At 60.2% G+C, this 25138-nt stretch carries 22 protein-coding genes and 1 pseudogene; 9 read left to right on the top strand and 14 right to left on the bottom strand.

Annotated features, from left to right (window positions below; all coding sequences use genetic code 11):
* Window positions 1–14 precede the first annotated feature (14 nt).
* Complete coding sequence (gene urtA, locus EFD55_RS11720; RefSeq protein WP_125845215.1) at window positions 15–1307, bottom strand: urea ABC transporter substrate-binding protein; 1293 nt, start codon at window positions 1305–1307, stop codon at window positions 15–17.
* A gap of 188 nt (window positions 1308–1495) precedes the next feature.
* Window positions 1496–3400, bottom strand: a complete 1905-nt coding sequence (locus EFD55_RS11715) for an acid phosphatase (RefSeq protein ID WP_125845214.1) — start codon at window positions 3398–3400, stop codon at window positions 1496–1498.
* Between the two features lie 179 nt (window positions 3401–3579).
* Here EFD55_RS11715 and EFD55_RS11710 point away from each other — a divergent pair, with 179 nt between their 5' ends.
* Both EFD55_RS11710 and EFD55_RS11705 read left to right on the top strand, forming a co-directional pair.
* Entirely contained in the window at window positions 3580–6963 is a 3384-nt protein-coding gene (locus EFD55_RS11710; protein ID WP_125845213.1) for a hybrid sensor histidine kinase/response regulator, read from the top strand.
* The gene (locus EFD55_RS11705; RefSeq protein ID WP_125845212.1) at window positions 6956–7873 is read left to right on the top strand and encodes a response regulator transcription factor; all 918 of its coding nucleotides are present in this window, start codon (window positions 6956–6958) and stop codon (window positions 7871–7873) included. The genes EFD55_RS11710 and EFD55_RS11705 overlap by 8 nt, the downstream gene beginning before the upstream one ends.
* Window positions 7874–7900: 27 nt before the next feature.
* On the opposite strand, the gene EFD55_RS11700 is transcribed toward EFD55_RS11705, so the two are convergent.
* The 7 genes and pseudogenes from EFD55_RS11700 to EFD55_RS11670 form a co-directional block, all read right to left on the bottom strand.
* Window positions 7901–8872, bottom strand: coding sequence for a 2-hydroxyacid dehydrogenase (locus tag EFD55_RS11700; RefSeq protein WP_125845211.1), 972 nt, complete (start codon window positions 8870–8872; stop codon window positions 7901–7903).
* 135 nt (window positions 8873–9007) lie between these two features.
* Complete coding sequence (locus EFD55_RS11695; protein WP_125845210.1) at window positions 9008–10129, bottom strand: branched-chain amino acid ABC transporter substrate-binding protein; 1122 nt, start codon at window positions 10127–10129, stop codon at window positions 9008–9010.
* Between the two features lie 120 nt (window positions 10130–10249).
* A complete protein-coding gene (locus EFD55_RS11690) occupies window positions 10250–10603 on the bottom strand; it encodes a DUF6867 family protein (protein WP_125845209.1) in 354 nt (117 codons plus the stop codon).
* Between the two features lie 18 nt (window positions 10604–10621).
* The gene (locus tag EFD55_RS11685) at window positions 10622–11365 is read right to left on the bottom strand and encodes an ABC transporter ATP-binding protein (protein WP_183736695.1); all 744 of its coding nucleotides are present in this window, start codon (window positions 11363–11365) and stop codon (window positions 10622–10624) included.
* Window positions 11365–12240, bottom strand: coding sequence for an ABC transporter ATP-binding protein (locus EFD55_RS11680; RefSeq protein ID WP_125845208.1), 876 nt, complete (start codon window positions 12238–12240; stop codon window positions 11365–11367). Before EFD55_RS11680 ends, EFD55_RS11685 begins: the two co-directional genes overlap by 1 nt.
* Window positions 12240–13730, bottom strand: a pseudogene (livM, locus tag EFD55_RS11675) (high-affinity branched-chain amino acid ABC transporter permease LivM); the annotation flags it as partial. The pseudogene livM and the gene EFD55_RS11680, both read right to left, overlap by 1 nt.
* Before the next feature lie 88 nt (window positions 13731–13818).
* Entirely contained in the window at window positions 13819–14721 is a 903-nt protein-coding gene (locus EFD55_RS11670; RefSeq protein ID WP_097613744.1) for a branched-chain amino acid ABC transporter permease, read from the bottom strand.
* Between the two features lie 547 nt (window positions 14722–15268).
* On the opposite strand from EFD55_RS11670, the gene cysQ reads away from it, so the two are divergent.
* Window positions 15269–16066 (top strand): 3'(2'),5'-bisphosphate nucleotidase CysQ, encoded by a 798-nt coding sequence (cysQ, locus tag EFD55_RS11660; RefSeq protein WP_125845206.1) that lies wholly within the window; start codon window positions 15269–15271, stop codon window positions 16064–16066.
* Window positions 16067–16672: 606 nt separating this feature from the next.
* Window positions 16673–17398, top strand: coding sequence for a sugar transferase (locus EFD55_RS11655; RefSeq protein ID WP_125845205.1), 726 nt, complete (start codon window positions 16673–16675; stop codon window positions 17396–17398).
* Between the two features lie 120 nt (window positions 17399–17518).
* Here EFD55_RS11655 and EFD55_RS11650 read toward each other — a convergent pair whose 3' ends face one another.
* Window positions 17519–18265 carry a helix-turn-helix transcriptional regulator gene (locus EFD55_RS11650; RefSeq protein WP_125845204.1) on the bottom strand — a complete coding sequence of 249 codons (747 nt, stop codon included), beginning with the start codon at window positions 18263–18265 and terminating at the stop codon, window positions 17519–17521.
* 400 nt (window positions 18266–18665) lie between these two features.
* Here EFD55_RS11650 and sciP point away from each other — a divergent pair, with 400 nt between their 5' ends.
* The gene (gene sciP / locus EFD55_RS11645) at window positions 18666–18941 is read left to right on the top strand and encodes a CtrA inhibitor SciP (RefSeq protein WP_007533628.1); all 276 of its coding nucleotides are present in this window, start codon (window positions 18666–18668) and stop codon (window positions 18939–18941) included.
* 20 nt (window positions 18942–18961) lie between these two features.
* Here sciP and EFD55_RS11640 read toward each other — a convergent pair whose 3' ends face one another.
* Window positions 18962–19450 (bottom strand): paraquat-inducible protein A, encoded by a 489-nt coding sequence (locus tag EFD55_RS11640; protein WP_125845359.1) that lies wholly within the window; start codon window positions 19448–19450, stop codon window positions 18962–18964.
* A 132-nt stretch (window positions 19451–19582) separates the two neighbouring features.
* Here EFD55_RS11640 and EFD55_RS11635 point away from each other — a divergent pair, with 132 nt between their 5' ends.
* On the top strand, window positions 19583–19861 hold the full coding sequence (locus EFD55_RS11635; RefSeq protein WP_125845203.1) for a GNAT family N-acetyltransferase: 279 nt from the start codon (window positions 19583–19585) through the stop codon (window positions 19859–19861).
* 156 nt (window positions 19862–20017) lie between these two features.
* Here EFD55_RS11635 and EFD55_RS11630 read toward each other — a convergent pair whose 3' ends face one another.
* The gene (locus EFD55_RS11630) at window positions 20018–20368 is read right to left on the bottom strand and encodes a flagellar export protein FliJ (protein ID WP_125845202.1); all 351 of its coding nucleotides are present in this window, start codon (window positions 20366–20368) and stop codon (window positions 20018–20020) included.
* Between the two features lie 437 nt (window positions 20369–20805).
* On the opposite strand from EFD55_RS11630, the gene ctrA reads away from it, so the two are divergent.
* Window positions 20806–21507: a response regulator transcription factor CtrA gene (gene ctrA / locus EFD55_RS11625; RefSeq protein ID WP_003542362.1), complete on the top strand. Its 702-nt coding sequence runs from the start codon at window positions 20806–20808 to the stop codon at window positions 21505–21507.
* A gap of 306 nt (window positions 21508–21813) precedes the next feature.
* On the opposite strand, the gene EFD55_RS11620 is transcribed toward ctrA, so the two are convergent.
* Window positions 21814–22176 carry a response regulator gene (locus tag EFD55_RS11620; RefSeq protein WP_125845201.1) on the bottom strand — a complete coding sequence of 121 codons (363 nt, stop codon included), beginning with the start codon at window positions 22174–22176 and terminating at the stop codon, window positions 21814–21816.
* A 119-nt stretch (window positions 22177–22295) separates the two neighbouring features.
* Window positions 22296–22943, bottom strand: coding sequence for a histidine phosphotransferase ChpT (chpT, locus tag EFD55_RS11615; protein ID WP_125845200.1), 648 nt, complete (start codon window positions 22941–22943; stop codon window positions 22296–22298).
* 194 nt (window positions 22944–23137) lie between these two features.
* Between chpT and EFD55_RS11610 the strand changes: the two genes are divergently transcribed.
* On the top strand, window positions 23138–23725 hold the full coding sequence (locus EFD55_RS11610) for a DUF1134 domain-containing protein (RefSeq protein ID WP_125845199.1): 588 nt from the start codon (window positions 23138–23140) through the stop codon (window positions 23723–23725).
* Window positions 23726–23953: 228 nt separating this feature from the next.
* Window positions 23954–25114, top strand: a complete 1161-nt coding sequence (locus EFD55_RS11605) for a coiled-coil domain-containing protein (RefSeq protein ID WP_125845198.1) — start codon at window positions 23954–23956, stop codon at window positions 25112–25114.
* The last annotated feature ends 24 nt before the right edge of the window (window positions 25115–25138 follow it).

Raw genomic sequence — 25138 nt, 5'->3', positions numbered from 1 at the left:
GATCGGGGTCGTACTCAGGAACCCTTGCCACCGCACTTGCCCGTCGCAACGTTGAAGTTGCCGCAGGACATCGGCTTGCGCCAATCGGAGATCAGGTCCTTGGAGTCAGGCAGGTAGTCGGACCATTCGTCACCGACGACGGCAGGTGTCTGCTGGACGATTTCGAACTGGCCGTTGGCCTGGATTTCACCGATCAGCACCGGCTTGGTGATGTGGTGGTTCGGCATGACGGTGGCAGTGCCGCCGGAGAGGTTCGGAACGCTGACGCCGATGATGGTGTCGAGAACCTTGTCGGTGTCGGTCGTGCCGGCAGCCTGGACGGCCTTAACCCATGCGTTGAAACCGATATAGGCGGCTTCCATCGGGTCGTTCGTCACGCGCTTGTCGTTCTTGGTGAAAGCGTGCCAGTCCTTGATGAACTTCTTATTGGCGGGGCTTTCGACCGACTCGAAGTAGTTCCAGGCGGCGAGATGGCCGACGAGCGGCTTGGTGTCGAGACCGGCAAGCTCTTCTTCGCCGACCGAGAAAGCGACGACGGGAATGTCGGTTGCCTTGATGCCCTTGTTACCCAGTTCCTTGTAGAAGGGAACGTTGGCATCGCCGTTGATCGTCGAGACGACGGCGGTCTTCTTGCCAGCCGAACCGAATTCCTTGATCTTGGAAACTTCGGTCTGCCAGTCGGAGAAGCCGAACGGCGTGTAGTTGGTCATGATGTCTTCTTTCGGAATACCCTTCGAAATCAGGTATGCCTCGAGAATCTTGTTGGTCGTACGTGGATAAACGTAGTCCGTACCTTCGAGAACGAAGCGCTTGACGCCTTCTTTTTCCATCAGGTAGTCGACAGCAGGAATGGCCTGCTGGTTCGGAGCAGCACCGGTGTAGAAGATGTTGCGCGAAGACTCTTCGCCTTCATACTGGACCGGATAGAAGAGCAGCGAATTCAGCTCTTCGAAAACCGGCAGAACGGACTTGCGCGACGAGGACGTCCAGCAACCGAAGACGGCGGCAACCTTGTCCTTCTGGATCAGCTCGCGTGCCTTTTCGGCAAACAGCGGCCAGTCGGAAGCCGGGTCGACGACGACGGCTTCAAGCTTCTTGCCGAGAAGGCCGCCCTTCTTGTTCTGCTCGTCGATGAGCATCAGCATGGCGTCTTTGAGCGTGGTTTCGGAAATCGCCATCGTGCCCGAAAGCGAATGCAGCACGCCGACCTTGATCGTGTCGTCGGCAGCAACCGCACCGTGGAAGGCGGCCGATGCGGCCATAACAGCGCCGAGCGCTGCGCCCGTAATAGTGGATTTGAGATTCATCTGATTGAACTCCCCTCTTCTTGTTCCGCAACAGGCCGGAAACGGAAATTAACTGTTGCCGAGGGGACTATCGGGTGCTGCAGCGCAAAAACACATACGCCAAATGACGTAGGCGCAGGGGGCAAACGGGCAGACGAGAACAAGGAAGGGCACCCCACGGAAAGGGGATGCCCTGTGGTTCGATATTATTATCCGCCGATCGTCAGGGTGACCGATGTCGGGCCGTAGGAAAGGGCCGCCCTGTGGCCGGAGATGGTGAACCTGTCGAAGATGCCGGTGACGGCTCCTGCCTTCAGGATCTCGATCGTCGTTCCGGGCGCCGGGTCATAGCCAGCGGCAAGCGTCACGTCGAGGTCGCCGGAGAGCGCCGCCTTGCCCGCGATGACCAGCGTGCCTGCGCCGTCAGCACCGAGCGTCGGCTTCGCCGCGGCATTGCCGAACTGCTGGTAATCACCGCCTACAGTCAGGGGCTTGTCGGCCGCCAGGACGAGAAAGCCGCCGTTCACCGTCAGTCCGCCGGTGCCGAAGGCCGAGGGTGAGCCTGCCACCAGTACGCCTTCTTCCAGCACCGTGCCGCCGGCATAGCTGTTGGTGCCGGAAAGGCCGAGTATGCCGCTGCCGCGCTTCACCAGCTTGCCCTTGCCGCCGATATCGTTGCGCCAGGTGTCGATCACATTGAAGCCGCCCTTTTCGGCATCCATCGTCACCGTCACATCCTGTTCGAAGGCGCCATAACCGTCGGGGGCAGCAAACAGGTTGAGGCGGCCGTAGCCTTCGGCATCGTCGAGCAGCGGATAGCCCGAGGCGATCTCCGTCGTCTTCAGCACGTCACGGCGCTGCTCGCCGTCGAGATAGGGCAGACGGGTTTCGAGAAGCGCTTCCGCGCCCTGCGGCACGCGGGCCGGCTGGTCGGTCGCATGGACGGTGGGCAGGCCATAACTCAGGCGCTGCAGCACATAAGCGCGGTTGGCATCATGATCGGCGAAACGGTCCGCGGCAAGCGGCGCTGCATGGGCGGCGACTTCAAGCGCGCCGGCATCCGCAACGCCTGATTTGGCGGCGAGCCAGGATTGCGCCTGGGCGTAAGCATCGCTCTTCAGCGCTGAATTGTCGGCCTTGTTCAGATTGTAGACGACCGTGGCGGTGCCAAGCATGCGGCCACCCATCACGTCGAGGGGGGAATGCATGCCGGCAAGGATGCGGTCTTCGCCCATTTCGCTGGCGCGCGTGATCATTTCCTGAAAACGCTGCGGCACGAGATAGGCCATAGCGAGCGCATCGCGCCAGGCTTCTGCCGTATGCCCGCTCGGGAAGCCGCCGTCCTCGACCGGCTTGCCGTTCTTGGCGGGCTCGAGCGTCGGGATGACCGAGACATCCTGGCTCCAACGATAGGGACGGGCATATTTAAAATAACGCTTGGCCGGCTCCGTCGAGCCGTCACCGCTCGCGGCATTGATGAAATCGATGGCAAGGCCCATGTCCGGGTTGGCATCGGTCTTGTTTTCCGTGTCCGGCTTGCTGCCGGCGCCGCGATTGTTGCCCTTGTCGTCATATTTGACGGTCGTCGCATCGGCGGCCACTTCGGTAATCGTGGTGGTCTGCTTGGAGCCCGCCTTCCAGGCATCCGTCAGCGGGCCGAGGCCATCGACGATGCTGGCATTCTTGCCGCGCCGATCGTCGAGATAGGCGGCGACCGCCTGATCCGCCGTCCGGGCCTTCGTCGCCTTGACGACATAGGCGATGTTTGCATCATGGACTGGCTTGTTGACGACCTGGCCATCGGCCTTGCTGAAGGGAATGCCGTCCCAATCCGTCTTGGCCACCGCTGGGCAATTGTCCTTGGCCGGGGCCTCAACGCCGGCATCTACGAAGGGCGTGCGCGGTGTCCAGACTTCGAGGAAGCCAGAGAGAAGATGGACAGCGGCATTGGTATCCACCGTCGAGAAGCAGGCATCGCCACGCTTGTTCGTGTTTCCGGCCTCGGCATAAGGCGCTTTCGCCGCTGTCGCCTGCTCGGCGGCGGCAAGCGACGGCACGATCGAAACAAGGCAGACGAGGGCGGTGCTCAGGCGGAAAAGGCTTAAAGCAGACATGATGATACCCGAAATGATTGAACGAACGGCGGGAGAGTTAGAGCCCTTATGTGACAGACCGGTTTCAAAAATATTGCTGTTCTGTGAATCTGCCGGCGCTCCGCCTCTTGCCTTTCCCGCCCGTCCCGCCAAGAGTGCCTGGGAGACGATAGGCCCAACCGGAATGCCGGAAGGAAGACATGGCAGCACGCCAACGCATCATTCCGGTAAGACGCGAATACAATCGCTGGGTCGCCAACCAGACGCTGGAAGATTATGCGCTGCGCTTTACCGCAAAGAGCGCCCGCCATTTCTCTTCGCAGCGCATCTCGCAGACGGCGATCGGCGCGATCTCCTTCCTGGCGCTGGAAGCGATCGGCGGCGCGATCACGCTCTCCTACGGCACCACCAACGCCTTCTATGCCATTATCGTCGCTTCGATCGCCATGCTGGCGATCGGCCTGCCGATCAGCCGCTATGCCATCCGCCACGGCGTCGACATCGATCTTCTGACGCGCGGCGCGGGCTTTGGCTACATCGGCTCGACCATCACCTCGCTGATCTATGCAAGCTTCACCTTCATGCTGTTTGCGATCGAGGCCTCGATCATGTCCGGCGCGCTGGAGCTGACGCTCGGCATCCCGCTCTGGATCGGTTACATCATCAGCGCCGTCATGGTGATCCCGCTGGTGACGCACGGCGTGCGGCTGATCAGCAAGTTCCAGTTGATGACCCAGCCCTTCTGGATCGTGCTGAACATCCTGCCCTTTATCTTCATCGCCTTTATGGACTGGGGAAAATTCGATCTCTGGCGCGCCTTCGCCGGCATCCGCCACGCTTCCGGCCCTCCCGGCACGGTCGCGGATTTCAATCTCGTCGAATTCGGCGCCGCCTCCGCCGTCATCCTGGCGCTGATGTCGCAGATCGGCGAACAGGCGGACTTCCTGCGCTTCCTGCCGCCCGACCCGCAGCGCAAATGGCGCCATCGCCTCGCCATCTTCCTCGCCGGTCCCGGCTGGGTCATCATCGGCGCGCCGAAGCTGCTTGCCGGTTCGTTTCTCGTCGTGCTGACCTTCACGTCAGGCGTGCCGCTCGACCGCGCAGCCGACCCGGCGCAGATGTACCTGACCGCCTTCGGCTACATGGTCCCCTGGCACAATGCCGCGCTGCTGCTGATGGCCGCCTTCGTCGTCGTTTCTCAGCTGAAGATCAACGTGATGAACGCCTATGCGGGCTCGCTCGCCTGGTCGAACTTTTTCTCGCGGCTGACCCACAGCCATCCCGGCCGCGTCATCTGGCTGGTCTTCAACGTCGCAATCGCCCTGCTCCTGATGGAGCTCGGCATCTACAGGCTGCTGGAGGAGACGCTCGGCATCTTCTCGATCATCGCCATGGCATGGCTCTGCACGATCTCCGCCGATCTCTTCATCAACAAGCCGCTGGGGCTTGCTCCCCCAGGCATAGAGTTCAAGCGCGCCCACCTCTACGACATCAACCCGGTCGGCCTCGGCGCCATGACGCTGTCGGCGACGGTGTCGCTGATCGCCCATTTCGGCGCCTTCGGCGGGACCGCCGCCTCGCTCGCCCCCTACATCACCCTCGCCATCGCGCTGGTCGCCACGCCGGCGCTCGCCTGGGCGACGAAAGGCAAGTTCTATCTCGCCCGCAAGCCGCGCCAGAGCTGGAAGAACCTGACGAGCATCACCTGCTCCGTCTGCGAGCACCCCTTCGAGCCGGAGGACATGGCCTGGTGCCCGGCCTATGCTGCGCCGATCTGCTCGCTCTGCTGCTCGCTCGACAGCCGCTGCCACGACATGTGCAAGCCGGCCGCCCGTTTCAACGCGCAGGTCGGCACCGTCGCCAAGACGCTGCTGCCGGAGAGCATTCTGGGCAAGCTGACGACGCGCCTCGGCCGCTACGGCATCGCCGTCGCTTTGGCGCTGACCGCGATCGGCGCGATTCTCGCGATGATCGCCCATCAGGTCGCTTCCGCCTCGCCGGAGACCGCCGAGGTCGTCAACCGTACCATCCTGATCGTCTTCTTCGTCTTCTCGGTGATCTCAGGCGTCGTCTGCTGGTTCTATGTGCTCGCCCATGACAGCCGCGTCGTCGCCGAGGAGGAATCCTCGCGCCAGAACACGCTGCTGCTCAAGGAAATCGCCGCCCACAAGAAAACCGACGCGGCTTTGCAGAATGCCAAGGAGACGGCCGAAGCCGCCAACCGCGCCAAGAGCCGCTATGTCGTCGGCCTCAGCCACGAGCTGCGCACGCCGTTGAACGCCGTGCTCGGTTATGCCCAGATCCTCGAGCGTGACGAGACGATCCCTGTGCCGCGCCAATCTTCGATCAAGGTCATCCGCCGCAGCGCCGAACATCTCTCCGGACTGATCGACGGTCTCCTGGATATTTCCAAGATCGAGGCCGGGCGCCTGCAGGTCTATTCCAACGAGATCAATATCCAGGACTTCCTCGATCAGATCGTCGACATGTTCCGCCCGCAGGCGCAGGCAAAGGGGCTCGCCTTCACCCATGAGCGCTCGCCGGCCTTGCCGCAATTCGTCCGCACCGACGAAAAGCGCCTGCGCCAGATCCTCGTCAACCTGCTCTCCAACGCCATCAAGTTCACCGACGAAGGCAGCGTTGCCTTCGATGTTGGCTACCGCAGCCAGGTTGCGACGTTCACCGTCACCGACACCGGCCGCGGCATCGCCGAGAAGGACCTGACGCGCATCTACGAACCCTTCCAGCGCGGCGAGGCCGAAAGCGTCCGCCCGATGCCGGGCCTCGGCCTCGGCCTTACCATCACGCGGCTTCTCACCAACACGCTCGGCGGCGAGATTGCGGTTTCGAGCATCAAGGACGAAGGCTCGACCTTCCGCGTGCGGCTGATGCTGTCTGCCGTCATGCGCCCCGCCGCTCCGCCGCAGGAAAAGCGCATCGTCGGTTACGAAGGCCCACGCCGCACGGTCGTTGTCGTCGACGACAACGAGGATCACCGCGAGATGATGCGCGAAATCCTGGCGCCGCTCGATTTCATCGTTCTGACGGCGGCAGGCGGCGGCGAATGCCTGACGCTGATCGAGGGCATCATGCCTGACCTTTTCCTCGTCGATATCCTGATGCCCGGCATGAGCGGCTGGCAGCTCGTCTCGCGCCTGCGCGAAGCCGGCCAGACCGCCCCGATGCTGATGCTGTCGGCCAATATCGGCGACGCGGCGGTTCTCGGCGACAGCGACGACAGCCATAACGATGCGATCGGCAAGCCCGTCGACATCCGCCAGCTGCGCGACAAGCTTGCCCTCCATCTCGGTCTGGCATGGGTCTATGCCGACACGGCCCCCGCTATCGTGGAAAAGACCGAAGCGCCGATGCTGAGCCCGGGTACTGCCCATGTGCAGGAGTTGCTTCGGCTCGGCGAGATCGGCTATATCAGGGGCATCGAAGCCAAGCTCTCGGATCTTGCCAAGCTGGAGGCAAATCGGCCATTCACGGAGGCGCTTCGCGCCTATGTCGCCGCCTTCGACCTGGCCGGCTTCATGACCTTCCTGCACGACTTCGACGAAAAGGTAGAACCCATTGGCTGAGCCGGCCCTCCCCCGCGACATCGTTCTGCTCGTCGACGACTCGGCAGAAGCGCTCGGCTTCCTGACCGACGCGCTTGAGCAATCCGGCTTCTCCGTGCTGATCGCCACCCCCGGCGCGGCAGCACTTGGTATCGTCGAGCGCATCACGCCCGATCTCATCCTGCTCGACGCCGTCATGCCTGCCATGGACGGCTTCGAGACTTGCCGCAGGCTGAAGGCGAATGCAGCGGTGGCGCAGGTGCCGGTCATCTTCATGACCGGACTGACCGAGACCGAACATGTCGTGCATGCGCTGGAATCCGGCGGCGTCGATTATCTTACCAAACCGATCAACATCGACGAGCTGCGCGCCCGCATCCGCGTCCACTTGCGCAATGCCCGCTCGGCCCAGAGCGCCCGCGTCGCCCTCGACGCGGCCGGCCGCCATCTGCTGGCGGTCAAAGGCGATGGTGCGATCCACTGGTCGACGCCGCAGGCGACCCGGCTCGTCAATGCCGCCATGGGCAGCGATGACGGCATGGAGATCGTCGTGCGCCATATTTCCGGCTGGATGCGCGACCGTATGGCCGCGGTGCGCGACGGCATCATCTCGATCGCTCATGCCGGCCAGGCGGCCCTTCAGCTTGCCTTCCTCGGTGCGATTGGGCCCGACGAATATCTCTTCCGCCTCACCGCCGCCAGCCAGCGCAGCGACGACGAGGTGTTGCGCCAGCGCTTCTCGCTGACGCAGCGCGAATCCGAAGTGCTGCTCTGGATCGCCAAGGGCAAGGCCAACCGCGATATCGGCGAGATATTAGGACTGTCGGCGCGCACGGTGAACAAGCACCTCGAACAGATCTACGTGAAACTCGGCGTCGAGAACCGGGCATCAGCCGCCGTGAAGGCGACGCATGTGCTGCACGAGATATAGCACGGCGCGCCACCCAAGACTGACAGCTCAGACCACGCGGTCCGGCGCATCCCGACCCTCGAAAAACGCCGTCACGTTATCGACCACCTTCATGCCCATGGCCGTGCGTGTCTCTTCCGTCGCGCTGCCAAGATGCGGCAGCACCACAACGTTCTCCATCCGCCGCAAGGCGTCCGGCACGTTCGGCTCCGCCTCATAGACGTCAAGCCCCGCGCCACGGATCGTACCGTTCTCCAGCGCTGAAATCAGCGCCGTCTCGTCCACCACATCACCGCGCGCGGTATTGATGAGAAAAGCACCCGGTTTCATTGCCGCAAGCCGCGCCGCGTTCATCAGATGCCGGTTCTCCGCCCCTCCGGGGCAATGCAGCGAGACGAAATCGGCCGTCGCCAGCACCTCCTCCACCGAAGCCAACTGCCGTGCACCGTAACGGGCCGCCTCGGAGGGATCGACCGGCGAGCGGTTGAAGAACACGACGTCCATGCCGAAGCCGAAATGACAGCGTTGCGCGAAGGCCTTGCCGATGCGGCCGAAGCCGATGATGCCGACCGTCTTGCCTGTTACCTTGGTGCCGATCATATGGGTCGGGCACCAGCCCTTCCATTCACCGGCGCGCACCTGCCGCTCGCCCTCGCCACCGCGCCGGGCGACGGAAAGCAGCAGCAGCATGGCGATGTCGGCAGTGCAGTCGGTCAGCACGCCCGGCGTGTTGGTGACCGTGATGCCTCGTGCTTTAGCAGCTGTTATATCGATGTGATTATAGCCGACGCCGAAATTGCCGAGGATCTTGGTGACGACAGATGCGCCTTCGAAGATCGCGGCCGGCAACCGGTCGGAAACCGTCGGCAGCACGGCGTCATAGGTCGAAAGTGCCGGGCGCAACTCGTCTTCGCCAAGCGGAATGTCATTGCGATTAAGCGTGACGTCGAAACGTTCCGCAAGGACGGTCTCCACCGCGGTTGGCCAGCGCCGGGTGACGAGAATGCGGGGTTTGGACATGGGCGGCTCCGCTCGATGCTGCAAAACGATGGCAAGAGTTAACCCAGGCGGAGAGCAATTGAAACGCCCGCAAAACGAAAGAAGCCCGGTCGAAACCGGGCTTCCACAATCCTGTCCCGTAAAGGACGGCTAAGCTTACATGCCCTGCGGGACGTAGGTGTACTTGCCGTCCGCGCCCTTCTTCCATTCGTACATGATGTAACCAGGAATCTTCGGGTCGCCCTTCTCATCGAAGGAGATGTCGCCGAGAACGGTCGAGAACGGACCCTTTTCCTTCATGGCCGTGGCAACAGCTTCAGCATCGAGCGATCCAGCAGCCTTGGCGGCACCGGCGATCGCCTGCATCGCAGCGTAGGAATAGAGCGTGTAGGCTTCCGGGTTGAAACCGGCGGCCTTGAACTTCGCAACGAGGTCCTTGTTGGCCGGGTTCAGCGTCGGATCGGGACCGAAGGTGTTCAGCGTACCGGCGACGGCGTCACCAGCGATGGAGGCCAGTTCGTTGGAAACGATACCGTCACCCGAAACGAGCGTTGCCTTCAGGCCCTGGTCGGCCGCCTGGCGGATGATGAGACCGGCTTCGGTGTGCAGACCGCCCCAATAGATGATCGAGACGCCGGCTTCCTTCATCTTGGCGATGAGGGCCGAGAAGTCCTTGTCGCCAACGTTGATGCCTTCGTACATAACTTCGGTGAGACCAGCGGCATTCATGGCCTTCTTGGTTTCATCGGCAAGGCCCTGACCGTAAGGGGTCTTGTCGTGAACGACGGCGATCTTGGCGTCCTTGAAGTGATCGGCAAGATACTTGCCGGCGATGGCGCCCTGCTGGTCGTCACGGCCGCAGGTGCGGAACGTGTTCCAGAGGCCGCGCTCCGTAAACTTCGGGTTCGTAGCGGCCGGGGTGATTTCGAGAATGCCGTTTTCGGCATAGACTTCAGAAGCCGGGATCGAAACGCCCGAGTTGAAGTGGCCAATGACGAACTTGACACCGTCGGCAACGAACTTGTTGGCGACCGAAATGCCCTGCTTCGGATCGGAGACGTCGTCACCGAGCTCGATCTTGATCTGCTCGCCGTTGATGCCGCCAGCAGCATTGATGTCGGCAGCAGCCTGCTCGGCACCCTTCTGGAGCTGAGCGCCGAATGCGGCGTTCGGGCCGGTCAGCGGACCAGCGACAGCGATGAGAACGTCGGCCCAAGCGTTGCCGCTGAAGGCGACCATCGCCGTCAGAGCCACTGCCGACAGAAGAGACTTCTTCATATTGTTACTCCCAATTTTTGGGCGGGTTCCGGTCCAAGGCCCGGCGCACTACCCACCATTGACTGCGCCAGGAAAGCTGTTCCACTCTGAAGGCAATTCATGCCTAGTTTCAACGGACTGTCAATGTTTGTCCTTCCACGAGAACGCGGAAGTTTTTTCGTACAGCCAGTAATAGTTGTTGACCATCTGATTGGTGCGGCGAAAGCGGAAGCCGGCCGTCGAAAAGACAAGCAGCGTCACGAAGTCGATAGCGTAATAGAGGGTGCTGAGCATCGGCCCATTGAAGAGGGCATGGTGGAGGAACTGCATCGCCCAGGCAAGCAGGAAGGTGTAGACGATCACCCGCGGATAGTTGCTCCAGCTGTCCGCAACCGCTTTGCCTGCTCGCCAAGCCGTCCAGAAGCCGATGAGCGCGACAATCGCGCGGATGACCAGACGGGCGCCGTCATCGCTTTCGAAGAAAAGTCCCTGCATGTCAAACTCTCCCTTCGACTAGTGTCTTCCGCCTTCGAGATAGGCGGCGCGAACTTCGGGATTGGCGAGCAGTTCCTTGCCGGTGCCACTCATGGTCACCTTGCCGTTCACCATCACGTAAGCGCGGTGCGAAAGCCTCAGCGCAGCGAATGCGTTCTGCTCGACGAGGAAAACCGTGAGCCCTTCCTGTTCATTGAGCTTTCGGATCGCCTCGAAGATGCCCTTGACGATCAGTGGCGCAAGGCCGAGCGAAGGTTCGTCGAGCAACAGCAGCTTCGGACGAGCCATCAGCGCGCGGCCGATCGACAGCATCTGCTGCTCGCCGCCCGAAAGCGTACCGCCGCGCTGGGCGTGGCGTTCCTTGAGACGCGGGAAGAGCGTGAAGATCTTCTCGACGTCTTCGGCGAAGTATTTGAGGTTGTCGAGGCCCGCACCCATCTGGAGGTTTTCCAGAACCGTCATGCGCGGAAAGATGCGGCGGCCTTCCGGCGACTGCGCGATGCGCAGCCGGGCGATTTCATGGGTCGGAAGCTTGGTGATGTCGCGGCCCTCGAAGACGATCGAACCGACACGGGCCTGCGGACTGCCGCAGATCGTCATCATCAGCGTCGACTTGCCGGCGCCGTTTGCGCCGATCAGGCTGACGATCTCGCCCTTGTTGACATGAACATCGATGCCGGCCAGCGCACGGATATTGCCATAATAGGTTTCGACGCTGTTTACCTGAAGGAGCGCTTGACCCGTCATTACTTCATCGCCCATCAGTTTGCGCCTCCTTCGAGCTGCTCGACGGTTGCGATCACCTCTTCCACTTCTTCATCCTCGACACCGAGATAGGCCGCGATGACCCTCGGATCGTTCTTCACATGATCCGGCGTGCCATCGGAAATCTTCTGGCCGTATTCGAGAACGACCACGTGGTCGGAAATTTCCATGACCACCGACATGTCATGCTCGATGAGCAAGATGGATGTTCCGGTTTCGGCACGGATGTTCTGGAGAAGCTCATTGAGCGTCGCGGATTCGCGCGGGTTAAGGCCCGCGGCCGGCTCGTCCAAGCAGAGCAGTTCCGGACCGGTGCACATGGCGCGCGCAATCTCGAGACGGCGCTGAGCGCCGTAGGGCAGATCACCGGCGGGGTCGTCGGCGCGGTCGATCAGGTTGGCCTTCTCAAGCCAATGACGCGCGAGCTCGATTGCTGCGGCGGCTTCACGCTTGTAGGGACCGACGCCGATGAGGCCGAGGATCGTATAACCCGAGGCCTGCATCAGTTTGTTATGCTGGGCGACGAGCAGATTTTCGAGAACGGTCAGGCCGGAAAACAGCCGGATGTTCTGGAAGGTGCGCGCAACCTTGGCTTCCTTGGTGATCCGGAAGTCCGGAAGACGCTCCAATAGGTATTGCTTGCCGCCCTTCTGGTTGAGCGTGATCATGCCCATCGTCGGCTTGTAGAAGCCGGTGATGCAGTTGAAGACGGTCGTCTTGCCGGCGCCGTTCGGGCCGATCAGCGCAGTGATGTCGCCACGCTTGGCTTCGAAGGAGAAGTCGTTGATGGCCATCAGGCCGCCGAACTTCATCGACAGGTGCTCGACCTTGAGAAGAATGTCGCTCGACATCGTATTGGTGACCGGGCTCATCAACCGTGTCCCTCCTTGATGAAGCTTCCGGAGATTGCCTTACGCGCCTTGAGGAAGGCTGTCGGCGATCGCGAGCCGACGAAACCACGCGGCTTGAATAGCATCACCACAACCATGGCGAGGCCGAAGATAAGCATGCGGTAAAGCTCCGGCGTGAAGGTCGGACCGAAGATGTATTTCAGGAAGTCCATACTGCGTAGCGCCTCGGTACCTCCGACCATGACGATCGCAGCAATCGCGATTCCGGTCAGCGAGCCCATACCGCCGAGCACGACGATGGCGAGGATGACAGCCGACTCCAGGAAGACGAAGGATTCTGGCGAAACGAAGCCCTGGCGTGCTGCAAAGAACGAGCCGGCAAAGCCCGCGAACATCGCACCGGTAGCGAACGCCGTAAGTTTAGTCGTCACCGTGTTGATGCCAAGTGAGCGGCAGGCGATCTCGTCTTCACGCAACGCTTCCCAAGCTCGGCCGATCGGCATGCGGCGTAGCCGGATCGTCACATAGGCGGTCAGCATGCAGAGCGCCAGGATGACGTAGAACAGGAAGATTTTGTAATAGGCCGATGACGAAGGCAGCCCGAAAACCTTGGCGAAATTATTCACCTTGCCGACATCGAAGGTCCAGATACCGAAGACCGAAGCCTTGGCAATGCCTGAGATGCCGAAGGTGCCCTTCGTCAGATCAGTCCAATTGATGATCACGAGGCGTATGATTTCGCCGAAGGCGAGCGTCACGATGGCGAGGTAGTCGCCGCGTAAGCGCAATACCGGGAAACCGAGGATGACACCCCAGAGTGCGGCGAAGATACCGGAAAGCGGCAGCAGCACCCAGAAAGACAGGCCGAAATAGCTCGACAGCAATGCATAGGAATAGGCGCCGACGGCGTAGAAGGCGACATAACCAAGGTCGAGAAGACCGGCAAGGCCGACAACGATGTTAAGACCCCAGGCGAGCATCACGTAAATCAGGATCTGAATGCCGAAATTGTCGACAAACGTCAACGAACCCTGAGGACCTCTGAGCGCTACAGCCATCACAGGATAGAGCAGCAACAGAGCCAGCACGACCTTCAGAAAATGGGTCTCATACGGGCTTGCTTCCAGCGGCAATCCAAGTCTTTCGGCCTCTACATTGCGTTCCCGACGCCTCTCCTCTGCCGGGAGAAGAACGTATTTGATCAGCACGCCCAACAATGCGGCCAGCACAACCAGGCCGCCCAGGATCAGCAGATCGAGCCAAAACTGTTCACGAATGAACACGTAAGCCAGGTAGGCCACGATCATCAGAACCGCTACAGGAACCACCACTCGCATAGTCTTGGCGAACAGGCCGGGTATTGCTGCAAACATGACGACGGCGAAGCGGCCAACTGCGGCGATTATGACGAAAATCGCAAGCAGTCCCCAGCGCTGAACGATGACCAGCTCGTTGCTGATATTCTGGTCGGTCTTGAGACCGACATAGAGAACGAACATGCCGAACGCCAGCACGGCGGCGAAAAGGGCTTGGATAAGACCCTTGCGGACAAGTCCGGCATCGGGCTTGCCTGCAGAATTCTCAATGTTTGCCATGACGTTATACCTTCTCGACTTCCGGCCGCCCAAGAATGCCCGTCGGCTTGAAGATCAGCACGAAAGCGAGGATGGCGAAGGTCGCGACATCCTTGTACGCGATGGTGAAATAGGCTGACCACAAAGATTCGATGAGGCCGATCATCAACCCGCCGAGAACGGCGCCCGGCAGCGAGCCGATGCCGCCGAGGACGGCTGCGGTAAATGCCTTTACACCCGGCGTGAAGCCGTCGGCGAACGAGGCAACGCCATAATACATCAGATACATCGTGCCGGCGACGGCAGCGAGTGCGGCACCCATGACGAAGGTGATCGAAATCGTCTGGTCGACATTGACGCCGAGCAGCGCCGCCATCTTGCGGTCCTGCTCCGTGGCGCGCTGGGCGCGGCCGAGCGCTGTATGGTTGACGATATACCAGAAGACCGTGAGCAGCACCGCCGTGATGATGATGATGACGATCTGCTTCAGCGACACGGAGATGTTGCCGAACTGATAGACCGAGCTCACCAGCGGCGGGATCGGCTTGTTGCGCGGACCCTGCGTCACCTGGATGAAGTTGGACAACACGATCGACATGCCGATCGCGGTGATCAGCGGCGCCAGGCGGAAGGAACCGCGCAGCGGACGGTATGCAATGCGCTCGATCGTCCAATTCCACAAACTCGTCATCAGCATCGCGACGACAAGCATCGCCAGCAGCAGAATTGCCACCGGGAGACCTGCGAAGATGGATGTGAGGACGAGAAAGACGATAAGAGCGGCAAAACCACCGAGCATGAAGATGTCGCCATGGGCGAAGTTGATCATGCCGATAATGCCATAAACCATCGTATAGCCGATAGCCACAAGGCCATAGATGGATCCGAGCGTCAGCCCATTGAAGAGCTGCTGGACGAAATACTCCATATGTCGTTTTCCCCTGGATGCGAGCCGAATAAGCTGCATCTCTTTTTGGTTCATTGGTTCTCCGTTTCAGAGAACCTCATAGGCCGCATGCATAGCGGTTTCGTTGAAAATGTGAAGACAAAAAGGCTTTACTCCGACAGATTCTTGGTGGAACAGGCCTAAATGGCTCGTTTTGAACCAAAATCCACAGAAAAACGGCACCGAAAGGCGGATTTTTAGCCAGAAATCGCCATCGGGTTAACCATCCGGTGATATTGCCGCCGATTTCTTGCGCCGCTCGCCGCGTAAGCTATTCCACAGAATTGGAAGATGGCGCAAATTCAGACCCTGGGGTGGATGCTTTTTCGAATGCCATTTCATGACTGAATGCTCGCCTCTCGTCTGACAAGGCTGGGAACTTATGGTAGCATCACCGGATTACGTATGAGGGGTGCGAAGCGCGGCGGGAAACACCATATAAATTCTCGACGGGTAGATGGCATGACTGGGATGGTTTGCGGACGAGCGACAGCGGGGTGCTCGCCGCACGGCGAACGGCAAAAGGACAATGCTGAGGACATTCGAAAAGGCGGCACTGGAAGCCGGTAAGGCCATCATCACGGTCTTGCGCGAGGGCTTTCCCGTCTCCATGAAAGCGGACGCAAGTCCGGTCACGGTCGCCGACGAGGAGGCCGAACGCATCATCCTCGCCCATCTCGCCAGAGACTATCCCGAAATACCCGTCGTGGCGGAAGAGTCGGTTGCCGCCGGCAAGGTGCCTGATATCAGCGGCCGAGGCTTCTTCCTGGTCGATCCTCTCGACGGCACACGCGAATTCGTCGACGGACGGCAGGAATTCACCGTCAACATCGCCTATATCGAGAACGGCGCCCCGGTGGCCGGCATCGTCTATGCGCCGGCGCTCGGGCTTGCCTTCTCGGGAGAGTGCGGCCACGCCGAAAGGCTTGTTGTCACCGACGATTTCACGGTCGGCGCGCGCAGCACGATCACCGTGCGCGAACAGCCGGACGACAGGCTGGCGCTCGCAAGCCTTCGCCACAACAGCCCGGAGACCGGCAGCTTCCTTGCCCACCACGCGATCTCCAAATGCACCAATATCGGCTCCTCGCTGAAATTCTGTCTGCTGGCCGAAGGCAAGGCCGACGTCTATCCGCGTTTCACCCGCACAATGGAATGGGACACGGCGGCCGGCGATGCGGTGCTGCGCGCCGCCGGCGGCTCGACGGTGACGCTCGATGGCGCGCCCCTGACTTATGGCAAGACGGGAGCGGCGGCCGATTTCGACTTCGCCAATCCGAACTTCATCTCCTGGGGCGGCAGGAAACGCGTCCTCGAACCGGCGTGACCATCCGCAGCAAGCGCTGAAGGTAGCCAAGCCGCAATCCTCCTGCCGCGTGATGCTCAGTTGCCGCCATTGGCCGCAGCATCCCTCCCGCGCGATCACCTCACATCATCTTGTCGTTCTCAGGCCGCTGCCCCTCGCGGAGCGATTCGCAGGGTCGGCGCCCGATCAAGTGATTCTCGACGCGACCCGATTCTCTGCATATGCGGTCACCGATCCTGCCTTGATTTTGTCACATTGTGACACAGGTTGACGGCAACCGAGCGCCCTCACCAAAAAAATTTCGTGTCGGATCCGGTTAAAAATATTGGTTAACGAGTACCGACCGAGTGTCGAAACAGCACGCCATCACACCCCTGGAAGCCCTCGCCAAGGGCCTAAAAACCTTGACGAAATTCCAATTCTTAACGGAATATCATGAGGTTGCCTCAACTTAACGCAAGTGCGAAAGATTTGCTGCGATGCGATATTTCTCTGGACAGCATTACACAATTGTCGCATTTTTCCGTTTTAGTAGGGTTACTAAGACCTGAGTGCACCCCTGGTGACAGGGTTAACCATTGATCGCCTATTGCCGCCGCGCCCCTCGAAGACAACAGAGTACGATCCTTGAGCATCACGGAACTAAACAACAGCATTTCGACTGAGTCCTTCCGGTCGAGCAGCCGCCAGCTGCCGAGCCTGAAGATGCAGACTCCCGTTATCCATAGCGACGCGCCGCAGGCGCCGTGGATGGATCTTGCCCTGAAGCGGGCGTTCGACATCGTTTCGTCGTTGAGCGCCCTCCTCGTCCTCGCTCCTTTCCTCCTCCTCGTCGCCCTGCTGATCAAACTCGACAGCCCGGGACCGGTGCTCTTCAAGCAGACCCGCTGGGGCAAGAACTGCAAGACCATCAAGGTCTACAAGTTCCGCTCGATGCGCACCGACCTCTGCGATGCCTCGGGTGTCGCTCAGACGGTGAGGAACGATCCGCGCATCACCCGCATCGGCGCCATCCTGCGCCGCACGAATATCGATGAGCTGCCGCAACTGTTGAACGTGCTGCTGGGCGACATGTCGGTCGTCGGTCCGCGCTGCCATGCCATCGGCATGCGCGCAAGCGACATGCTTTACGAAGAGCTCGTACCGGAATACCACCAGCGCCACGCCATGCGTCCCGGCATGACGGGTCTTGCCCAGATGCGCGGTCTGCGCGGCCCGACCGATCGTCCGGCCAAGGCGCGGGCCCGTATCGTCAGCGACCTCTACTACGTCCAGAATTTTTCGATCTGGATGGATATGCGCATCATCGTCGGAACCGTCGTGTCCGAATTGACCCGCGGAAAAGGCTTCTAAGTTTTCCGGGAAAGACCGCCTCCCTCTATATCGCCCAAAACTGCACAGCGGTTTTGGGCGATATGCATTGATGCGGGAACCCGAAGCGCCGGAAGCGAATCTGAAAGATTGCAACGCGCTTCAGAGCAGCCGGTAGCGAAATGCCCTGGCGACCGCCTGCATCCGGTTGACCGAATCAAGCTTGCGCATCGCGCCCTTCAGATACCCTGCAACAGTATGCGACGAGAGATCGAGAATGATCGCGATCTCGTCACTGCTCTTGCCGGCCGCCGACCAGCGAAGGCATTCGATTTCGCGCCGGGTGAGCGCCTCCGACGGCCCTTCCTCCGGTTTGGCGCTGCGCGAGATCTTGTCCAGAAGCTCCATATAGCCATAAAGCAGCGCCGTCGCCTGCTCCCGCGCGGGCATGGGAGAGCCGCCTGAGAAGGCGAAGATGTATTGTTTCAGGTCAGAGTCGTGCAGCGTGAAGGCATAGGTGCTCTTCAACCCGTGCATCTGGAAGAGCGTGTTCAACCGGCGGTTTTCCTGATTGGCGGCGCTGCCCGCAAAGGGGCCCTCCTCGCAGAAGATCGGCATGATCGTCCGCTTCATCGCGCTCACCAGCCTGCTGCAATAGAAGAGATCGGCCGCCTCGTAGAAGCCGACGAGGCTTTGCGGCCAGTTGCTGATCAGCCGGTTTTCGATGAAGGCCGTGCGGTCGCCCCGCGGGAAGGCCGAGAGCAAGTAGAAATCGAAGCCCGCAAGCTTCGCCATCTCGCCGAGCCGTTCTTCGGCGTCCTTGAATGCAATACCGGCGGCATCGGCCCGCGAAGGCGAAAATGCAGCATCTTCAGCGCAGTCGTCGACTGCGCGCTCACGTCTTTTCATTTTCGTATCCTCATACGGCGCGCTTCGGCTCAGCCTCGCTGTCGGCGACGAGAAGCTCGCGCCGAAGCACCGGCAAACACGGCTTTTGCCCGCATCCCGAGGACACGAAGCGTCGAAAGCACGAACTGGACCGATACAGCGGGAAGAGCGGAGACGAAGGTCTTGCGCTCGTTTTATGTTGAAGTGCTTATAAAATTTTCCCGGCAAACCAGGTAATATTTATTCCGCATGGCTCCCATGCAACCGTCACAAATTGACGTAGCGGCAGGCGGCCCTGCCAAATCAGCGGTCGCGCGAGGGCATCTAAATTTGTTATCAAAGTCTTACGATGGGCTTAGGCAATTTTTAAATGTGGCAGGCTAGAGTGGGGCTCGTGGTCTTGCGTTGTGTAGAGAGTCCAATGACCGAAATGATACGTCCCCGAGTAAAATATGTCATCGGCCCCGATGGCAGCCCCCTGACGATCGCGGATCTTCCGCCGCCCAATACGCGGCGCTGGGTGATCCGCCGGAAGGCAGAGGTTGTCGCGGCTGTCCGCGGTGGCCTGTTGAGCTTGGAAGAGGCCTGCGAGCGTTACACGCTCACCGTCGAAGAATTCCTCTCCTGGCAGTCGTCGATCAACAGCCACGGCCTCGCCGGCTTGCGCACCACGCGCATCCAGCAATATCGCCACTAATCACCCGCCATCACCGACATTTATTTCGGGCCGGACGCATCTCCCATAAGGGAATGAAGAAGGCCCGAAATCATTGACGAGGCCGCGTAGCACCAGAGCCCGGGCTGCGTGAAGGCATCCGCCAGACCCGTCGTTTTCGCAGCCGCAATCACGATCGCGACCAGCAGCACGTCCATCATTGACCACTTGGACAGATGCGGCACCACGCGACGATAAAACAGGCTGCCGGTCCCGCCGCCGGCAGCCGTTACTTCTGCGGTGATCCCCATCGCCTCCGCGGTGATGCCGACCATCTTCAGAAATGGAAGTACGATCGAAACCAGCGCGACGATCGCCGCCAGCAGCCCGTCCCCGCCCTGCCAGAGCGAGAGGACGATTTCAATGAGCGACGGCGTCTTGTTGAAGAAATACAAAGTCTCGAAACGGACCAGCGGCAAGATCAGGCCGAGCGCCAGGAGAAAGGGCGCAGCGACAAGAAGAACGGGGCGGATCATCGAAAGCGCTCCCATAAGGACGAACCGCGTCGATCCAGCATTTTTCATGAACACTCCGTTTCCTCCAGCAATTGCCTCACCGACTTGGCACGACTGCGCCGCCGTGTCACGGTCGGCGACAACGATATCCGTTCATGAGGAAATACGATGGACATTCGAAACGAAGAAGGCGCCTCCGGTGGCCGCTATGCGGCCGAACTCGAAGGACACGAGGCGGAGATGACCTATTCCAGAACATCGCCGAAACTTATCATCATCGATCACACGGCCGTTCCCGACGCGCTGCGCGGCAAGGGCGTCGGCCAGGCCTTGGCGTTCCATGCTGTGGAAGCAGCCCGCGCCGGCGGCTGGAAGATCATCCCGCTCTGCCCCTTCTTCAAGGCACAGGCCCAGCACCATCCCGAATGGAAGGATGTCGTGAACTGATTCCGGTCACCTGAAACCGGCGCGGGTTTTGGGTCGCGGCATGCGGCTGTCGAAAGATGGAAACACCAAAAGCCATGTATGACGGACAGCGCGCCCATCATACATGGCTTCTCAGTGGCGATCTCCAGGGCGCCGAGGCCGGCGCCCACCTTTCTCTTACGCCCTAGCGCGGGCGCCGCCGTCACGCTCTTCCAGCGCCGTCGCCCTTGCATATTCCGCCTGCATCTCTTCGAGCGCCAATTCCAGCGTCTCTTCCTGCATCTTCAGTTCCTTGATCGAAACCTGCAGGTTGTCGGCCCGCTGACGCGCAGCCTTGGCGAAGGTCGGATAAGCAAAGTGATTCGGGTCTGATATACCGGACTTCTTTTCCTCGACGACGATCTGGCTCTCCAGATCCTTCGTCATCCGTTCGAATTCAGACATCATCATCTGCAATTGCTGCAGCTGACGTCGTTTTTCGTTCACCTGAAACTCTTTCAGGCGAACGAGACTTTCTCGCGACTTCATACGCATTACTCCCGTGATGCGAGACCCCGGCTCAACTTGAAACCGCCCTGCGCGCCGCTTTGACACGGTTTGCTAAAAAATTTCCTGCGATATTAACAAAAACCTACCGCTGGTAACCTTTCGTTTACGGGCATCGTTAATGATAGGCCCGATGATTTAAGGGTCGGTAAATGCTGAGGCATGAAATTCGAACCTTTTCATTGGCGAGTCGGATGAATCACTTAGCGCTGTTTCCTAATGTTAAAGTTGAGGAAAGCCTTTTTGAGATTCCTATTGGAAAACAGAGAAATGGAAAAATTATTTAATAAATTCGATACTCCTTGCCAGAGTGAATTAGAATTTGTTAACCATTTCGTGGCAGCTTCCAAATCACGTAGCTTGTTCGGGTATCGTGTAGGGGGCCAGACCACCTTTCGGCGGCGGTAAAGGGGATAATTATGCGGGTACTTCTCATCGAGGATGACAGCGCTACGGCGCAGAGCATCGAGTTGATGCTGAAATCAGAAAGTTTTAATGTTTATACCACCGATCTCGGTGAAGAAGGCGTCGATCTGGGCAAGCTGTATGATTATGACATCATCCTTCTCGACCTGAACCTGCCCGACATGTCCGGATATGAAGTGCTGCGCACTCTCCGGCTGTCCAAGGTCAAGACACCGATCCTCATTCTGTCGGGCATGGCTGGCATCGAAGACAAGGTTCGCGGCCTCGGCTTCGGCGCCGACGACTACATGACCAAGCCCTTCCACAAGGACGAGCTCGTCGCCCGCATCCACGCCATCGTCCGCCGCTCCAAGGGTCACGCCCAGTCGGTCATCATGACGGGCGAACTGATCGTCAACCTCGATGCCAAGACCGTCGAAGTCGGCGGCCAGCGTGTTCACCTGACGGGCAAGGAATACCAAATGCTGGAGCTGCTTTCGCTCCGCAAAGGCACGACGCTCACCAAGGAAATGTTCCTGAACCACCTTTACGGCGGCATGGACGAGCCGGAACTGAAAATCATCGACGTCTTCATCTGCAAGCTGCGCAAGAAGCTGGCCAACGCCGCAGGCGGCGCCAACTACATCGAGACGGTCTGGGGCCGCGGATACGTTCTTCGCGAGCCGGATGGTGCCGAATACGCCGAAACCGCCTGACTTTCCGATCCCCTTATCGGATAACGAAGATCCCGCCCTTCCGGCGGGATTTTTCGTTTCTGCCGGCGCAACAGGACGCCGCCCGAATAACGAAGGGTTTGAGGCTGGACCGGCCCGAAATCTCTGCATCTAGATAGGAAATGGACGGTTGCGGCAGCCGAGCGCTTGCACTTCGGCACCTTGCTCCAGAGAAAAGGCCTGCTCTTAGAGCAATTCCAGGAAAAGTGCGAAGCGGTTTTCCGTCCGGAATTGCGTAAAAACAAAAAGTTAGAGCGGTTCTGCGCTTCCGTGAAAAGCTGAACCACTCTAGGCGGCGATTGCGCGGTTTCCGAAGACGGCGGTCAGGATCTTGCGATCGAACGGCTTCAGCAGGAAGTCAGTGGCGCCGGCCCGTTTGCCCGCCATCAGCTTCTTCAGATCCGCCTCGACGACGCAGTAATAAATCTTGACCTCTTTGCCGCCCTCCAAGGCGCGGATGGCGGCGATGAGATCGAGCGCGCCTTCCATGCCGGAATCGACGATCAGGTATTCCGGCAGCTCCGCCTGGCAGCGCTGCAGGGCTTCGCTGGCGTTGGAAGCTTCGCTGACGAGAAAGTCGAGTTCGGAGAGAATGCGCTTGCCGACCTTGCGGACGATGTCCGAATTATCGGTGATCATGAACCTTTGCATGGCCGCTCCTTTGCCCCCGCATTCGTCGCAGCGAGGGGCCTCTTACAACCGTGGATGATAGGTCCATCTGGCTAAGGAATCGTTACCGGACGGGCGCCGCCCCCGTCGGCGCTCCAAAATCAGGCAGCGGCGGCCACCGCCGTGAACACCAGTTCCTCGGCGCTGGCGCTGTGATCGAGCGTCATTCCGCACTCCTGCGCCAGCAGCACGGTGTAGTAGGGCTGGATCGAATGGGCGTCGATCGCTTCCTCGATCGTGCCGGTCGAGATCTCGACGAATTTCGGCGGCAGGCGCATCAGCTTGCCTTTGGCCGTGAGCTTGAACCTGGCATCGAATTCAGGATTCTCGAGCGTCACCTCAAGCACGCCGCCGCGCGGAATGGAGGAATAGGCGACGAGGAAGAGATTGAGCAGCAGCTTGACCCGGTTCTTGGCGACGATAGCGCGCGGTCCGTTCCAGATCACTTCGGTCTTCTTCTCGGCGACAGCGAAATCCTTGGCCGCCCGCTCGGCCTCGCCAGTATCGATCGAGGCGCCGACCGAGCCAGACGCGCCGAAAGCCAGCCGCGCGAATTTCAAGCGGACGGAAGCGTTGAGCGCGCTGGTGCGGATCAGATCCATCGCGTCGGCATCGGCGCCGCCCTCATCCAGGAGTTCCAGGCCGTTGTTGATCGCGCCGACGGGCGAGATGACATCGTGGCAAACGCGGCTGCAAAGAAGCGCGGCCAGATCCGGGCCGGACAGGGTGAGATTAGGGTTGTTGGACATCATCGTCTCCTGAGGGGCGGCAATCTCATGCGCCCGGTAGTATGCTTCATCAAAATTGCGCGAAGTTTGCGATCGTATTCGGCGCCATAATGACACCATATTTGGTAAACCGATTGTTAAGATCATCGGCGCAAAATGCACCAATCGCCGCGAGCGGTTGCCCGCTCCCAGCCAAACGACGAACGGATGACACCATGCGCCCTCGATTTCCGCACCGATTCATCGATTTCTGCAGGCTGCTCTCGGCCATCGTCTTCTCCTCGCTGATGATTGCCGGACCGGCCGCCGCCCAGAATAACGGCCAGTATACGATGCAGGAAATCGTTGATGCCGGCCACTCTTTCTTCGGCTCCACCAGCGGTGGACTTGCCAAGGTAGTCGAAAGCGCCTTCCAGAAATACGGCCTGCCGAACGGCTATATCCTGGGACAGGAAGGCGGTGGCGCCTTCATCGCCGGCCTCACTTATGGCGAAGGCCAGCTGAACACCAAGAACGCCGGCGAACATCCGCTCTACTGGCAAGGGCCTTCCCTCGGCATCGACTATGGTGGCCAGGGTTCGCGCGTGATGATGCTGGTCTACGACCTGCCCTCCATCAACGGCATTTATGCCCGCTTCGGCGGCGTCAGCGGCTCAGCCTATGTTATTGCCGGCTTCGGCATGACGCTGCTCAAGAACAATGACGTGCTTGTTGTGCCGATCCGCACCGGCGTCGGCGCCCGTCTCGGCATCAATGTCGGCTATCTCAAGATCACCCAGGCGCCGACCTGGAACCCCTTCTAAGGCCGCAAAGGCGCTGGAATCGGCCGCAGTTCCATCGGCGGCCTTGCCCATATGCGCCATGCATGCTTAATCATTATGGCTGAGCAGGAGCATAATGCCGAAAGGCGTGAGCGGTTTTCGGACGACATCATGCTCCATCTCTTTAATTGAGAACGGGATCTAGATTTCAGGCCACCGGGGCTAAAATCATCCCGCTCTGGTATCAACCTGCGAATCGATGGCCGCGCCGTGATCGAATATGCTCTCTTGTTCGGATTGGGCTTCCTGACCGCGGCCTTCCTCGTCTTTCTGGTCTCGCCCGCCGTTCACCGCCGCATTGTCTGGTATACCGAGAACCGGCTGAAGGCGACGATGCCGCTAAGCCCGCAGGAGGTCCGCGCCCAGAAGGATATGGTGCGCGCGCTCTATGCCGCCGAAAATGCCCGCACCACCCAGGACCTTCTGCGTGAGCGCGAGAAATCCCTGTCGCTCCAGCTGCGCCACGATGCGCTCGCCGTCGATGCCGGCAGGCTTGCCGCCGAGATCGGTGAATTGCAGGCCCATATCGGCGAAATGCAGGTCGAGGCAGCCGAACAGCGATCGCGTCTGCGCAAGGATGAGAACTATATTAGCCAGTTGAAGACCAATCTGCATATCGCCGAGCAGTCCGCCGCCAACAAGGAAAGCGAACTGGCAACGATGCGCACGCGGCTGAATAAGCTCGGCGAACAGGCCGATGGGCTGAGGATCGACCTGGCCGCCCGCGAGACCGAGGCCGAAAGCCTGAAATTCCGCGCCAACGCGCTGCGCGACGAACGCGACACGATGCGCCAGGACGTCCTCCTGTTGCAGAAGCGCGCCAAAGATGCCGAACAGCAACTGACGCAGCAGCAGCATATGGTGATCCGCCTGGAGGACAAGGCCGCGCGCGAGAGCGCTTCCGCCGCCGAAAAGGAAAACCTGCTTGCCCGTCGCCAGCAGGAGATTGCCAAATTGAAGGAGCAGTTGAAGACTGCCAATGCCGAGATCCGCAAGGTAAATCGGGTGCTGCGCGACGCCGGCCTTGCCAAAATGGCAGCGGAACTCCCAGCGGAAACGGCCGCCGAAGAGACGGCCGACTCCACGCTCAACACCGCCGCTGTCACCGGGCAGATGGGCGACGATGTCCGCAAGCGCAGCGCCGCCCTTGCCGAGCGCCTGCAGAAGGCAAAGACCGTCACCGGACGCGACGGCGCGATCCGCGAGGAGATTGCCTCGATCGCCGCCAACATGGTGGCGTTGACCGCACTCAACGAAGGCCCTTCGTCGCCGATCCACACGCTTCTGCCGGAAGCTGCTGAAAAGAACCCGAGCGATCGCGTCAGCCTTGCCGACAGGGCGGCAGCGATTATCGCCAATCCGCCGCTCTGACAGGCGTGCGGGCTCGAACCTGAT

It is taken from the genome of Rhizobium pisi (genome assembly GCF_003938655.1).
GTDB classification, from domain to species: domain Bacteria; phylum Pseudomonadota; class Alphaproteobacteria; order Rhizobiales; family Rhizobiaceae; genus Rhizobium; species Rhizobium pisi.
Note: the sequence above shows the minus strand (reverse complement) of the source record. Positions and strands in the feature narration are given on the sequence as shown.

Excerpts from the sequence above, each read along its gene's own strand:
- urtA (WP_125845215.1), bottom strand. The coding sequence starts at position 1,307 with ATGAATCTCAAATCCACTATTACGGGCGCAGCGCTCGGCGCTGTTATG.
- EFD55_RS11715 (WP_125845214.1), bottom strand. The coding sequence starts at position 3,400 with ATGTCTGCTTTAAGCCTTTTCCGCCTGAGCACCGCCCTCGTCTGCCTT.
- EFD55_RS11710 (WP_125845213.1), top strand. The coding sequence starts at position 3,580 with ATGGCAGCACGCCAACGCATCATTCCGGTAAGACGCGAATACAATCGC.
- EFD55_RS11700 (WP_125845211.1), bottom strand. The coding sequence starts at position 8,872 with ATGTCCAAACCCCGCATTCTCGTCACCCGGCGCTGGCCAACCGCGGTG.
- EFD55_RS11695 (WP_125845210.1), bottom strand. The coding sequence starts at position 10,129 with ATGAAGAAGTCTCTTCTGTCGGCAGTGGCTCTGACGGCGATGGTCGCC.
- EFD55_RS11690 (WP_125845209.1), bottom strand. The coding sequence starts at position 10,603 with ATGCAGGGACTTTTCTTCGAAAGCGATGACGGCGCCCGTCTGGTCATC.
- EFD55_RS11685 (WP_183736695.1), bottom strand. The coding sequence starts at position 11,365 with ATGGGCGATGAAGTAATGACGGGTCAAGCGCTCCTTCAGGTAAACAGC.
- EFD55_RS11680 (WP_125845208.1), bottom strand. The coding sequence starts at position 12,240 with ATGAGCCCGGTCACCAATACGATGTCGAGCGACATTCTTCTCAAGGTC.
- EFD55_RS11670 (WP_097613744.1), bottom strand. The coding sequence starts at position 14,721 with ATGGAGTATTTCGTCCAGCAGCTCTTCAATGGGCTGACGCTCGGATCC.
- cysQ (WP_125845206.1), top strand. The coding sequence starts at position 15,269 with ATGCTGAGGACATTCGAAAAGGCGGCACTGGAAGCCGGTAAGGCCATC.
- EFD55_RS11650 (WP_125845204.1), bottom strand. The coding sequence starts at position 18,265 with ATGAAAAGACGTGAGCGCGCAGTCGACGACTGCGCTGAAGATGCTGCA.
- sciP (WP_007533628.1), top strand. The coding sequence starts at position 18,666 with ATGACCGAAATGATACGTCCCCGAGTAAAATATGTCATCGGCCCCGAT.
- EFD55_RS11640 (WP_125845359.1), bottom strand. The coding sequence starts at position 19,450 with ATGGGAGCGCTTTCGATGATCCGCCCCGTTCTTCTTGTCGCTGCGCCC.
- EFD55_RS11635 (WP_125845203.1), top strand. The coding sequence starts at position 19,583 with ATGGACATTCGAAACGAAGAAGGCGCCTCCGGTGGCCGCTATGCGGCC.
- EFD55_RS11630 (WP_125845202.1), bottom strand. The coding sequence starts at position 20,368 with ATGAAGTCGCGAGAAAGTCTCGTTCGCCTGAAAGAGTTTCAGGTGAAC.
- ctrA (WP_003542362.1), top strand. The coding sequence starts at position 20,806 with ATGCGGGTACTTCTCATCGAGGATGACAGCGCTACGGCGCAGAGCATC.
- EFD55_RS11620 (WP_125845201.1), bottom strand. The coding sequence starts at position 22,176 with ATGCAAAGGTTCATGATCACCGATAATTCGGACATCGTCCGCAAGGTC.
- chpT (WP_125845200.1), bottom strand. The coding sequence starts at position 22,943 with ATGTCCAACAACCCTAATCTCACCCTGTCCGGCCCGGATCTGGCCGCG.
- EFD55_RS11610 (WP_125845199.1), top strand. The coding sequence starts at position 23,138 with ATGCGCCCTCGATTTCCGCACCGATTCATCGATTTCTGCAGGCTGCTC.